We start from the raw sequence: 14584 nt of genomic DNA on the forward strand, positions 1-14584 counted from the left end.
TTCAGATGAAAACAATGAATTTGACAAGGTTATACGTATGCTTGTACTTGTGTTTGGCAGGTGTGTTTATTGCTCATGCGCAAAATAATGTAATTGATGAAGTGGTATGGGTAGTAGGTGATGAGGCTATTCTGAAGTCGGATGTGGAAAACGAACGCTTGAATGCTCAATACGAAGGGCGTCGTTTTGACGGAGATCCTTATTGTGTGATTCCGGAAGAATTGGCTGTACAGAAATTGTACCTTCATCAAGCGGAAATAGACAGTGTGGAAGTATCGGAACAGCAGGTGATTCAGGATGTAGAGCGTCGTACTGCATGGCTGATAGAACAAATCGGCTCGAAGGAAAAGATGGAAGAATATTACAATAAAACTTCTACTCAAATCAGGGAAATGCTGCGTGAAAATGTGCGCGACGGGTTGACAATGCAAGAAATGCAGAAAAAAATCGTAGGAGATATCAAATTGACGCCGGCTGAGGTTCGTAATTATTTTAGTAAATTGCCTCAAGACAGTATTCCGTTTGTGCCTACACAAGTGGAAGTGCAAATCATCACTCGCGAACCGAAAGTAAAAGAAGAGGAAATAGAACGGGTGAAAAAAGAATTGCGTGATTTTACAGAGCGTATCAATAAAGGAGAGACCACATTCTCTACATTGGCGCGTTTGTATTCGGAAGACCCCGGTTCGGCACGTCGTGGAGGAGAATACGGATTTACCGGACGCGGAGAGCTTACTCCGGAATTTGCAAACGTGGTATTTAATTTGACTGACCCGAAGAAAATTTCGAAAGTGTTTCAAACGGAATATGGTTATCATATTGCCCAATTAATAGAAAAACGTGGAGACCGCATCAGTTACCGACACATTTTGCTGAAACCCCGTATCGATGAAGAAGAAGTGCAAGTGGAGTTAAACCGGCTGGATACGCTTGCCAATGATATTCGTAAGGGAAAAGTGTCATTCGATGAAGCTGCAATTTGGGTGTCTCAAGATAAAGATACACGAAACAATCACGGATTGTTGGCAAACCCGCAAAGTAGTACGTCCAGATTTGAAATGCAAGAATTAGCGGGATTTATCTCACAAGATGTAGCTAAGGTGGTAGAAAACATGCAAATCGGTGAAGTATCAAAACCTTTTAGAATGATGACAAACAAAGGTAAAGATGTTTGTGCCATCGTTAAACTGAAAAATAGAATAGACGGGCACAAAGCAACGATTTCTGAAGATTATCAACGTCTGAAAGATATTGTAACAGCAAAGCGGAGTGAAGAAAAACTTCAAAAATGGATTGTGGAAAAACAGAAGAATACGTATGTCCGTATCAATCCGAGTTGGAGAAAGTGTGATTTCAAATATCCGGGATGGATTAAAAACTGATAAATAGAGTTTTCGTTTGAAGCAATAATATGTTTGAAAGAAAGAAAAAACATAATTCTCTGAGCGGGCATAGAATACTTGGATTAGGTGTTCTATGCCTGTTTGCCTTTTGTCTTTTGGCTCAAGAAACAGTTAAAAAAGATACGCAGCCTAAACAGAAAAGTAAGGTCTTTTTGTTGCATTCCGACTTATTGCGTAAAGATTCGCGTCATCCGGATGCACAGGTGGTGGTGGGAAACGTGGTCTTTCGTCACGATAGTGTATATATGTATTGTGACAGTGCGTATTATTACGACCAAATCAGCTCGTTCGAAGCGTTCAGCAATGTGCGGATGGAACAAGGGGACACTTTGTTTCTTTATGGTGATCACCTTTATTACGACGGTATGACCCAGATAGCCGAAATGCGTATGAATGTACGTATGGAGAATCGTAATACGACGTTGCTGACTGATAGCTTGAATTATGACCGCGTGTATAATTTGGGATATTTCTTTGACGGTGGAACGCTGATGGATGAACAAAACGTTTTGACATCGGAGTGGGGTGAGTATAATCCGAGTACCAAACAGTCTGTTTTTAATTATAATGTGAAGTTGGTGAATCCGCAATTCACATTGACTTCGGATACACTGCGTTATAATACAGCAACAAAAATAGCTAATATCGTAGGACCTTCGGATATTGTAAGCGATGCCAATCATATTTATTCTGAGCGTGGTTATTATAATACAGTAACAGGGAAGGCTGACTTGTATGATCGTTCGGTGTTGACTAACGAAGGAAAGCAATTAACCGGCGACACTTTGTTTTACGATAGAAACGCCGGTATCGGAGAGGCTTTTCATAATATGGTGATGAATGACACCGTCAATAAGAACATGATGACCGGCGATTATGGTTTTTACAATGAAAGAATAAAATATGCTTTTGCCACTCGTAAAGCGGTAGCTATTGATTATTCACAAGGAGATAGCTTATTTCTTCATGGAGATACACTGATGTTGGAAACGTTTAATTTGAACACGGACTCCATGTATCGTGAAATGAGGGCTTTTCATAAGGTTCGTTTTTATCGGACAGACGTACAAGGGGTAGCAGATTCGTTGGTGTTTTCAACGGTAGATAGTTGTCTGACGATGTATAAAGACCCCATTTTGTGGAATAAAAACCAACAATTAGTAGGCGAACAGGTCAAGATTTATATGAACGACAGTACGATTGATTGGGCACATATTATTAATCAGGCATTATCGATCGAACAAATCGACTCCGTGTTATACAATCAGGTTACGGGAAAGGAAATGAAATCTTATTTTCGCGACGGGCAGATGTGGAAAACTGAAGTTATCGGCTCGGTACGTGTTGTTTACTATCCGATGGATTCCGACAGCACACTTATCGGTATGAATGTTTCTGAAACCAGTCAGCTGGATATTTATTTGAAAGACCAAAAACTGGAACGGATGGTGATGAGTCCGAAATCGAATGGAACACTTTATCCGATGAGTCAAATACCGAAAGGGACAGATAGGTTGCAAAACTTCGTATGGTTTGATTATATTCGTCCGTTGAATAAAGCAGATATATTTAATTGGCGTGCAAAAAAAGCGGAAGACCAGTTGAAGAAGAATACCCGTCCGCCGGTAGAATTGCCGAACCAACATTTGTTTGAAGAAAAAAAGAAGTAGCTTATGGGACTGTTTTCAATGAGAAAGCCACGTGGATATCACCATGAGTATATCTATGTAGACGAGCGCAAAGAAAAATTACAGAAAATAGAAGAAAGCGCCAAGCGTGATTTAGGTATGATTCCTCCCAAAGAATTTTCTCCCGAAGATATTCGGGGTAAATTTATTGAAGGAACCACCCACTTGAAACGCCGTAAAGAGAGCGGACGAAAACCGCTTACTTATGGTTTCTTGTTTGCTGCTATTTGTATCTTGTTATTTATATTGCATTATCTTGTTACCGGGGAGTTTACACTATGAGCGATATCATCCGTTTGTTGCCCGATTCCGTGGCTAATCAGATTGCGGCGGGCGAAGTTATTCAGAGGCCGGCATCTGTGGTAAAGGAGTTGGTCGAAAATGCGATTGACGCCGGTGCACATCATGTCGATGTGTTGGTTACGGATGCTGGGAAAACATGTATTCAGGTTATCGATGACGGAAAGGGGATGTCGGATACAGATGCGCGTATGGCTTTTGAACGTCATGCTACGTCAAAAATCCGCGAGGCCTCTGATTTGTTTGCTTTGCATACGATGGGATTTCGCGGTGAGGCACTTGCCTCGATAGCAGCGGTAGCCCAAGTGGAGTTGCGTACGTGTACCGACGATGCGCAGCTCGGTACTTCGATTACGATATCCGGTTCGAAGGTAGAGAAACAAGAACCCATAGCCTGTCCGAAAGGTAGTAATTTTGCTGTGAAAAACCTTTTCTTCAATGTTCCGGCGCGTCGTAAGTTTCTGAAATCAAACCAAACGGAATTGAGTAATATCCTGACCGAGTTCGAGCGTATCGCATTGGTCAATCCTGATGTGTCTTTTACGCTTCATCATAACGATACCGAAATGCTTAATCTTCCTGCCATTCAGTTGCGCCAGCGAATCATGGGTGTATTCGGGAAAAAGCTGAACCAAGAACTTCTTTCGTTGGATGTTCAGACTACGATGGTTAAGTTGCATGGGTTTATTGGACGTCCGGAAACGGCCCGAAAAAAAGGGGCGCGTCAGTTCTTTTTCGTTAACGGTAGGTATATGCGTCATCCTTATTTCCATAAGGCAGTGGCAGATGCGTACGAAAATCTGATTCCGGCAGGTGAACAGGTATCTTATTTCATTTATTTCGAGGTAGATCCTGCCAATATTGATGTAAATATCCATCCGACCAAAACAGAAATAAAGTTTGAAAACGAACAGGCTATTTGGCAAATTCTCTCGGCTGCCGTTAAGGAGACTTTAGGGCGTTTCAATGCAGTTCCTTCGATTGATTTCGATACCGAAGGGATGCCTGATATTCCTGCTTTTGAAAATTCACCATACTCGTTGGTTCAACCTCCGAAGACTTCTTACGACCCTTCTTATAATCCTTTTAATACCGGTGGGTCGTACACTCCCCGTCGGCATACAGACTGGGAACCTTTGTTTCAGGGATTGGAGAAAGAGCATTCGGGAAGTTCACAAGACGGGGGAGAACCGTTTGTAGAAGAGCCGCTTCCGGAGCAGGAGTTTGAGGCGTCTCCCACGTTGTACGATGCACATCCCGAAGAAAAGCCACTCGAAAAAGCTACCCAGCATTATCAATACAAAGGATGTTATATTCTTACTTCGGTAAAGTCGGGATTGATGATTATCGACCAGCAGCGGGCGCATATCCGTATTCTGTACGACCAGTATATGACGCAGATGGAGAACCGTCAGCATGTTTCTCAGCGAATGCTCTTTCCGGATATGGTTCATTTTGCGTCTTCCGAAATACCTGTGTTAGAAAGTATCATGGACGACCTTTCCGCTTTAGGCTTCGATTTGAGTAGTCTGGGAGGAGGAACCTATGCTATAAACGGTGTTCCGGCAGGTATTGAAGGACTGAATCCGGAAACATTGATAACCAACATGGTACAGACTGCTATTGAAAAAGGATGTAAAGTAAAAGAAGAAATACAGAGTACGCTTGCCCTTGCGTTGGCGAAAGCGGCTGCGATAGTGCCCGGACAGGTATTGACCAATGAAGAAATGAATAATTTGGTCGATGGTTTGTTTGCTGTTTCTACTCCCAATTATACACCCGATGGAAAATCTGTGCTTGCCGTCTTGAAAGAAGAAGATTTGGAGAAATTGTTCAAGTAAAAATATTCTGGTGTAAGCCGTTTGATGCTTCCCGAAAAATCAGCCCGTATTTCTTAGAAAAATATGGGCTTTTTCTTGTCTGTGTATAAAGATGTTTTAAAAATTCTGTTCGACCGACTCATCTGTCCACTCCATAGCGCTATCCAGCTGGTTTTGTATCGTAATTTAATAAAAATATTTTGAATGATAAGTGTTATTTCTTTTTTAATTACTATATTAGCGGCTGAAAGTTTAAATAGTAAATTAATACTATGGAATTAGAAGAAGAAAAGAAACGGATGCATAAAAGAAGCCCTATAGCGTGGGTGCCTACGGCCTACTTTGCGATGGGGTTACCCTTTGTGGTACTCAACATGGTAACGGTGTTGATGTTTAAAGGATTAGGTGTGGAAGACAAGTTAATTACGTTTTGGACTTCCCTTATTTTGTTGCCGTGGACGCTGAAACCGCTTTGGAGTCCGTTCCTCGAACTGTTTAAAACCAAAAAATTCTTTGTTGTACTTACCCAGTTGGTAACGGGGGTAACGTTTGGCTTGGTGGCTTTCTCGCTGAATCTTCCTCATTTCTTCAGTGTTGCCATTGCGCTGTTAGCTATTATTGCTTTCAGCGGTGCCACCCACGATATTGTGTGCGACGGTGTGTATATGAGTGAGTTGACTCCCTCAGAACAAGCTAAGTATATCGGTTGGCAGGGGGCTTTTTATAACATTGCCAAAATCGTGGCTACCGGAGGACTGGTGTATCTGGCTGGCGTATTGATAGAAAAGTATGGCGGCGGGTCAGGTGCTGATGCCGAAGCTACGATATTGGCAAGCCGTAAAGCGTGGATGATAATTATGTCAGTCCTTTGTGCCGTTATGGTACTGTTGGGTATTTACCATATTTTTATGCTCCCTTCAGGTAAGAAACGTGAGCAGAAAGAGCAGCGTACGGCAGGACAGGTGATGACCGAACTGGGAAATGTGTTGTTGGCGTTTTTTAAGAAAAGTCACATCGTTTACTATCTGTTTTTCATTATTCTATACCGCTTTGCCGAAGGTTTTGTAATGAAGATTGTTCCGCTTTTCCTGAAAGCAGACCGGGCGATGGGAGGCCTCGGACTGAGCGAAAAAGAAATCGGATTGTATTACGGATCGTATGGGGCTGCGGCTTTCGTGTTAGGTTCGTTGCTGGCTGGATATTATATTTCGTCTCGCGGGTTGCGTAAAACCTTGTTTTCATTATGTTGTATATTCAACCTGCCTTTCGTGGTGTATGCCTTTTTTGCATTTTTCCAACCCGAAAGCGGAATAATCATTTGCAGCGGTATCGTTTTCGAATACTTTGGTTACGGGTTCGGCTTTGTAGGACTTACGCTTTTTATGATGCAGCAGGTGGCTCCCGGTCCTCATCAGATGGCACATTACGCATTTGCGTCGGGCATCATGAATTTGGGAGTTATGCTTCCGGGTATGCTGAGCGGATGGGTATGCGAGACATTGGGCGAGTGGTTTAATAGACCGGGAGGATATGAGCCGTTCTTTATCTTTGTATTATTTGCTACTATCCCGGCGTTCCTGATAACTTATTTTGTTCCGTTCAAATACAATCCGGACGGTTCTTTGGTAAAAGGAGAAAAAGAATAAATACAGGTGGGAAACTCTTTACAAATAGAGTGGGACAGACAAACTCAAAAACATATAAACTAAAAAACTTATGACAGAAAAAACAATGATGCCGTGGGAAGATCGCCCGGCAGGATGTACAGATGTAATGTGGCGTTATTCACAAAATCCGGTTATCGGACGCTATCATATCCCGACGTCAAACAGCATTTTCAACAGTGCTGTGGTTCCGTTTAAGGATGGATTTGCCGGTGTGTTCCGTTGCGATAACAAAGCGGTACAAATGAATATATTTGCAGGATTCAGTAAAGATGGAATCAATTGGGAAATCAACCACGAACCGATTGTGTTTAAGGCTGGAAATACCGACATGATTGAATCGGAATATAAATACGACCCGCGTGTTACGTGGATTGAAGACCGTTACTGGATTACGTGGTGCAATGGTTATCACGGACCTACTATCGGATTGGGCTATACGTTCGATTTCAAGGAGTTCTTCCAGTGTGAAAATGCTTTCTTGCCTTTCAACCGTAACGGTGTGCTGTTCCCGCAGAAGATAAACGGTAAGTATGCCATGTTAAGCCGTCCGAGCGACAACGGTCATACTCCGTTTGGCGATATTTATATCAGCTACAGTCCGGATATGAAATACTGGGGCGAACACCGTTGTGTAATGAAAGTGACTCCGTTCCCCGAAAGCGCATGGCAGTGTACGAAAATCGGCGCAGGTTCAGTGCCGTTCCTTACCGAAGCCGGCTGGTTGATGTTTTATCACGGTGTAATTACGACGTGTTGCGGCTACCGTTACTCAATGGGTGCAGCCATCTTGGATAAAGACAATCCGGAAAAAGTATTATATCGTACGCGCGATTACCTGCTTGCGCCGGCGGCTCCGTATGAGTTGGCAGGAGATGTACCTAATGTAGTGTTCCCGTGTGCGGCTCTTCAAGACGGAGAACGGGTGGCAGTGTATTATGGTGCGGCAGATACGGTGGTAGGTATGGCATTTGGCTATATCTCTGAGATTATCGATTTTGTAAAGACACATTCTATCTGATAGATAAAAAGATGGAGAATGGGTCGTTGAGGAGAAACGTTACGCTGATTCTCAATAACCGGTTCTCCATCTTTGTTTTTTTATTGTTCAACATTCAATTATTCTACTCTCAATCATTCACCTATGAAAAAGACTCTGATAACATTATTGGCGGGCTTTTTTGCTTTTCAGTTCTTACAGGCGCAAGAGCCGGCAGACTATGTGAATCCCTTTATTGGGACAACTAATTTCGGAACATGTAACCCCGGAGCTGTTTGCCCGAATGGAATGATGTCTGTTGTACCCTTTAATGTGATGGGGTCGGCAGATAACACGTACGATAAAGATGCGCGCTGGTGGTCTACGCCGTATGAGTATACCAACAGTTTCTTTACCGGTTTTTCTCATGTTAATTTAAGTGGAGTGGGATGTCCCGACCTCGGTTCGCTTTTGCTGATGCCCACTACCGGTAAGTTGGATGTAGACTATCATCATTACGGTAGCAAGTACGAAAAAGAAAACGCATCGCCGGGTTATTATACCATCTCACTTACCAAGTATAATATTCTGGCAGAAGCTACGGCTACTCCCCGTACTGGACTTGCACGGTTCACTTTCCCGAAGGGGGAAAGCAATATCTTGTTAAACTTGGGCGAAGGTTTGACAAACGAAAGCGGAGCTTTCATGCGCCGTGTGAGCGACCGCGAGGTAGAAGGCATGAAGGTATTGGGTACGTTCTGTTATAATCCGCAGGCGGTGTTCCCTATCTACTTTGTGATGCGTGTCAATAAAGCTCCGAAAACCACAGGATATTGGAAAAAGCAACGTCCGATGCAGGGGGTAGAAGCTGAATGGGACAAAGATCAGGGAAAATATAAACTTTATACGAAATACAACAGAGACATTGCCGGCGACGACATCGGTGCATGGTTTACTTTCGATACCGAAGAGGGCGAACAGATAGAAGTAGCTATGGGTGTTTCTTTTGTAAGCATAGAGAATGCGCGCGAAAATCTGGATAAAGAGCAACACGGACGCCACTTTGAGGCTATTCATCAGGAAGCCCGCCAGCGTTGGAACGATGACTTGGGCAGAATCCAAGTAGAGGGCGGAACGAAAGAACAGAAAACCGTGTTCTACACCGGACTTTATCATGCGCTTATCCATCCCAATATCCTGCAGGACGTAAACGGACAGTATCCGCAGATGGAAGGAGATAAAATCTTGACGACCGAAGGCGACCGCTATACGGTATTTTCATTGTGGGACACGTACCGCAATTTGCATCAGTTGATGACGCTGGTTTATCCCGAACGTCAGATGGACATGATTCATACCATGCTCGACATGTATAAAGAACACGGCTGGCTGCCGAAATGGGAACTTTACGGGCGTGAAACCTTGACGATGGAAGGCGACCCCAGCCTGCCCGTTATTGTAGATACGTGGATGAAAGGCTTGCGCGATTTCGATATCAATCTGGCATACGAAGCCATGTATAAATCTGCTACTACTGCGGGCAAGGATAACCTGATGCGTCCGGATAATGACGACTACATGTCGCGCGGGTATGTTCCGCTGAGAGAGCAGTACGATAACTCCGTATCGCACGCTTTGGAATACTACATTGCCGATTATTCTTTATCTACGCTGGCTAAGGCATTGGGAAAGAAAGAAGACGCAAAACTGTTTTACGACCGTTCGATGGGTTATAAACATTATTATTGTAAAGAGTTTGGAACGCTTCGTCCCATCCTTCCCGACGGTACTTTCTACTCTCCATTCAACCCGCGTCAGGGTGAGAATTTCGAACCGAACCCCGGTTTCCATGAAGGTAGTGCATGGAACTATACGTTTTATGTTCCTCACGACGTGATGGGATTGGTGAAACTGATGGGCGGAAAGAAAAAGTTTGTCGACAAACTTCAGATGGTGTTCGACGAAGGACTGTACGACCCTGCAAACGAACCGGACATCGCTTATCCGTATTTGTTCAGCTATTTCAAGGGAGAAGAATGGCGCACGCAAAAACTTGTAAACGAACTGTTGGCAAAACATTTTACCACCAAACCTGACGGGTTGCCGGGCAATGAAGATACAGGAACCATGTCGTCATGGGCAATCTTCAGTATGATGGGCTTTTATCCCGACTGTCCGGGGGTGCCTGAATATACATTGACCACCCCGACGTTTGATAAAATCACCATCAAACTCGATCCGAAATACTACAGCCGCGACCGGTTGGTTATCGAGAAAGTCCATGAAGACGGTGGTTCGGGATTCGGATTCATCGATACCGTTCAGATGGGCGACAAGCGTTGCGGATACCGTATCAATCATAACGATTTGGTAAAAGCCGGAACACTGACCTTTAAAGTAAAATCCTCTGTCGGGAAGTAATCTTCCGACATCAATTTGTGGTTGTGTATAAACAGACATGCTTGCATCCCGCTGTTGGGGTGCGGGCATGTTTTTTTTGTTTAGAGACTGTGTATTCCGTATTTCACCCTACATTGCCAGATAACAGGCATTCATCTCTGTTTTATCCATTCCGTTTAAAGATAATATTCTCATTTTCAGCTATCGTTCACTCCCGTAAAACGCAACCGTTAGTGTTGGTCATTTCTAACGGAAGAGTTGCCCCGTTCTACCCATAGGACTCGGTCGTTCTTCGAATAGAAATTTTCGATGTCTCAAACCGGAATCCGGCAAAATTTAAACAAGCTCTTGTTCGCTTATTTCAACGAATTTCGTAACTTTGCACGTGATTTAAGTTTTATCGAAAATTCATTTTAAACAAGTGCTATGATTCTATTTTTCAGAACACCCGGTCAAAGTGTGATTGCTACTCAATGCAGCAGCGAAATGAATGAAGAAGACATTCGCAAACTCAGCTGGCTGTACAGCAATGCAACGGTAGAAAAAGAAGAAAATTTGAAAGGTTGGTTTATCGGACCTCGCCGCGAAATGATAACTCCGTGGAGTACGAATGCTGTTGAAATTACGCAAAACATGGGGTTGAAAGGCATCCGCCGCATCGAAGAATATTTCCCGGTAAAGGATGAGAATGCCGACCATGACCCGATGTTGCAACGCATGTATCATGGGTTAGACCAAGATATATTTACGGTAGACATCAAACCCCAACCGATTATTTATATCGACAATCTGGAAGAGTATAACGAAAAGGAAGGGTTAGCTCTGTCGCGCGAGGAAATGGACTACCTGCTGAAAGTAGAAAAAGACTTGGGACGCAAGCTGACCGACTCGGAAGTGTTTGGTTTCGCTCAAATTAACTCGGAACACTGCCGCCACAAAATTTTCGGCGGAACATTCATCATCGACGGTCAGGAAATGGAATCTTCCTTGTTCCAAATGATTAAGAAGACTACCAACGAAAACCCGAACAAAATTATATCTGCCTATAAAGACAATGTGGCGTTTGCCGAAGGTCCGGTAGTGGAACAGTTTGCTCCGGTAGACCATTCTACTTCCGACTATTTCATTATCAAAGACATCAAAACGGTTATCTCGCTGAAAGCCGAAACCCATAACTTCCCTACCACGGTAGAACCGTTTAACGGTGCGTCGACCGGTACGGGAGGAGAAATCCGCGACCGTATGGGAGGTGGAAAAGGTTCATGGCCCATCGCCGGAACGGCTGTTTACATGACATCTTATCCCCGTACGGAAGAAGGACGCGAGTGGGAAGATGTGCTTCCTGTCCGCAAATGGTTGTATCAAACTCCGGAACAGATTCTGATTAAAGCCTCAAACGGTGCTTCCGACTTCGGTAACAAGTTCGGTCAGCCGCTGATTTGCGGTTCGGTGCTTACGTTCGAACATCAGGAAAACGGCGAAAAATATGCTTACGATAAAGTAATCATGCTTGCCGGAGGCGTAGGTTACGGAACGAAACGCGACTGCTTGAAAGGTACTCCCGAAGCAGGCGACGAAATCGTAGTGTTAGGAGGTGATAACTATCGCATCGGTTTGGGCGGAGGTTCTGTTTCGTCGGTAGAAACCGGACGTTACTCTTCGGGTATCGAACTGAACGCCGTACAGCGTGCGAATGCCGAGATGCAGAAACGTGCCTATAACGTGGTTCGCGCTTTGTGTGAGGAAGAACAGAACCCGATTGTGTCTATCCACGACCACGGTTCGGCTGGTCACGTAAACTGTTTGTCGGAGTTGGTGGAAGAGTGCGGTGGTTTGATTCACATGGATAAACTCCCCATCGGCGATGAAACCCTGTCGGCAAAAGAAATCATAGCCAATGAATCGCAAGAACGTATGGGCTTGCTGATAGAAGAAAAGTCAATCGATCACGTACGCAAGATAGCCGAACGCGAACGTGCTCCGATGTACGTAGTGGGCGAAACAACCGGCGACCATCGTTTTGCTTTCGAACAGGCAGACGGCGTTCGTCCGTTCGATTTGGCAGTGAGCCAGATGTTCGGTTCTTCTCCTAAAACTTACATGGTAGATAAAACCGTAGAACGCCACTATGAAAATGTGTCTTACGACGTAACCAAACTGAATGAATACGTAGGCCGCGTGCTTCAGTTGGAGGCTGTAGCTTGTAAAGACTGGTTGACAAACAAGGTAGACCGCTCCGTTACAGGCAAGATTGCGCGTCAGCAGTGTCAGGGCGAATTGCAGTTGCCGTTGAGCGACTGTGGTGTGGTAGCCCTCGATTATCGTGGTGAGAAAGGTATCGCTACGGCTTTGGGTCACGCTCCGCAGGCAGCTTTGGCTAATCCGGCAGCAGGTTCTGTACTGGCTGTATCCGAAGCACTGACCAATATCGTATGGGCTCCGCTTGCCGAAGGGCTGGACAGCGTATCACTGTCAGCTAACTGGATGTGGCCTTGCCGTTCACAGGAAGGAGAAGACGCCCGCCTCTATACGGCAGTTAAGGCGTTGTCTGATTTCTGCTGTGAACTGCAAATCAATGTTCCTACCGGAAAAGACTCTTTGTCAATGACTCAGAAATATCCGAACGGAGAAAAGATTATCAGTCCGGGAACGGTTATCGTTTCTGCCGGAGGAGAGGTATCGGATATCAAGAAAGTAGTATCTCCGGTAATGGTTAACGATGAAAAATCTACGTTCTATCATATCGACTTCAGTTTCGATGAACTGCGTTTGGGAGGTTCTGCCTTTGCTCAATCACTGAATAAAGTGGGCGACGATGTTCCTACCGTTCGCGATGCAGAATATTTCCGCGATGCCTTCCTTGCCGTTCAGGAGCTGGTTAATAAAGGTTTGATTTTGGCCGGTCACGACATCTCGGCAGGAGGTTTGATAACAACCTTGCTCGAAATGTGTTTTGCCAATACGGAAGGCGGTATGGAAATCGCCTTAGATAAGTTTAAGTGTGACGACATAGTCAAGATACTGTTTGCCGAAAATCCGGGTATCGTTATTCAGATTGCCGATAAGCATAAATCAGAAGTTAAGAAGATTTTGGAAGATGCCGGCGTAGGATATATCAAGTTGGGTAAGCCGGCCGACGAACGTCATATCTTGGTAACGCTTCACGATGCTACTTACCAGTTTGGTGTAGACTATCTGCGTGATGTATGGTATTCTACTTCTTACCTGCTCGACCGCAAGCAGAGCATGAACGGATGTGCGAAGAAACGCTTCGAGAACTATAAGCAACAGCCATTGGAAGTGGTATTCGACAAGTCGTTTACCGGTAAGTTGTCGCAGTTCGGACTTGACCCCGACCGTCGTACACCGAGTGGAATCAAGGCTGCCATCATTCGCGAAAAAGGTACGAACGGTGAGCGTGAAATGGCATACATGCTCTATTTGGCTGGCTTCGATGTAAAAGACGTTACGATGACCGACCTTGCCAGCGGACGCGAAACGCTGGAAGACATCAGCATGATTGTATTCTGTGGCGGATTCTCTAATTCCGACGTGTTAGGTTCGGCAAAAGGATGGGCAGGTACATTCCTGTTCAACCCGAAGGCTAAAGCCGCGCTCGATAATTTCTATGCCCGTAAAGATACCCTGTCATTGGGCGTTTGCAACGGTTGCCAGTTGATGATGGAACTCGGACTGATTACTCCGGAAGACGAAAAACAAGGCAAGATGTTGCATAACGATTCTCATAAGTTCGAATCTTCATTCCTCGGAGTAACCGTACCGATGAACCGCAGCGTGATGTTCGGTTCGCTCAGCGGATCGAAGTTGGGCATTTGGGTAGCTCACGGCGAAGGTAAGTTCTCACTGCCTTACCCTGAAGACCACTATAACGTTGTTTTGAAGTATTCTTACGATGAGTATCCGGGAAATCCGAACGGTTCCGATTACAGCGTGGCAGGTATTGCCAGCCAAGACGGACGCCATTTGGCAATGATGCCTCACTTAGAGCGTGCCTGCTTCCCGTGGAACAACGCATATTACCCAGCCGAACGCCTGCATAAAGACCAAATCACACCGTGGATGGAAGCCTTTGTCAATGCGCGTAAGTGGGTGGAAGCTCATAAAAACTAATGCACACACATGATCTTTTCAGATTAATATAGTAATTAAACAGGGAGAGCATCGGGAAGTTTCTACTTTCTGATGCTTTTCTTTTTTCTCATTTCATAGCGTCAGTAAATAGCGCATTCTGTTGATTTTGTGGTTTAAATCCTCTCTATTATTGTCGCTTTCTGAAATATTCTCTACTTTTGCGTGGAAAATTTTGTTT

At 44.5% G+C, this 14584-nt stretch carries 8 protein-coding genes; all 8 read left to right on the forward strand.

The features are described from left to right. The first annotated feature begins 5 nt into the window (after nt 1-5). Nucleotides 6-1382 (forward strand): peptidylprolyl isomerase, encoded by a 1377-nt coding sequence (locus tag H9626_RS11035; RefSeq protein WP_410554116.1) that lies wholly within the window; start codon nt 6-8, stop codon nt 1380-1382. A 29-nt stretch (nt 1383-1411) separates the two neighbouring features. Continuing rightward, nucleotides 1412-3073 (forward strand): OstA-like protein, encoded by a 1662-nt coding sequence (locus tag H9626_RS11040; RefSeq protein WP_178256484.1) that lies wholly within the window; start codon nt 1412-1414, stop codon nt 3071-3073. Between the two features lie 3 nt (nt 3074-3076). Further along, nucleotides 3077-3373, forward strand: coding sequence for a hypothetical protein (locus H9626_RS11045; protein ID WP_178256485.1), 297 nt, complete (start codon nt 3077-3079; stop codon nt 3371-3373). Beyond that, nucleotides 3370-5232, forward strand: coding sequence for a DNA mismatch repair endonuclease MutL (gene mutL / locus H9626_RS11050; protein WP_178256486.1), 1863 nt, complete (start codon nt 3370-3372; stop codon nt 5230-5232). The genes H9626_RS11045 and mutL overlap by 4 nt, the downstream gene beginning before the upstream one ends. A gap of 251 nt (nt 5233-5483) precedes the next feature. Continuing rightward, nucleotides 5484-6857, forward strand: coding sequence for an MFS transporter (locus H9626_RS11055; RefSeq protein ID WP_438616945.1), 1374 nt, complete (start codon nt 5484-5486; stop codon nt 6855-6857). A 70-nt stretch (nt 6858-6927) separates the two neighbouring features. Beyond that, on the forward strand, nt 6928-7896 hold the full coding sequence (locus H9626_RS11060) for a glycoside hydrolase family 130 protein (protein WP_178256487.1): 969 nt from the start codon (nt 6928-6930) through the stop codon (nt 7894-7896). A 123-nt stretch (nt 7897-8019) separates the two neighbouring features. After that, nucleotides 8020-10275, forward strand: coding sequence for a GH92 family glycosyl hydrolase (locus H9626_RS11065; RefSeq protein WP_178256488.1), 2256 nt, complete (start codon nt 8020-8022; stop codon nt 10273-10275). A gap of 405 nt (nt 10276-10680) precedes the next feature. Then, on the forward strand, nt 10681-14385 hold the full coding sequence (gene purL / locus H9626_RS11070) for a phosphoribosylformylglycinamidine synthase (RefSeq protein ID WP_178256489.1): 3705 nt from the start codon (nt 10681-10683) through the stop codon (nt 14383-14385). Nucleotides 14386-14584 lie beyond the last annotated feature (199 nt).

The organism is Phocaeicola faecium (assembly GCF_014837055.1).
Lineage (GTDB): Bacteria > Bacteroidota > Bacteroidia > Bacteroidales > Bacteroidaceae > Phocaeicola > Phocaeicola gallinarum.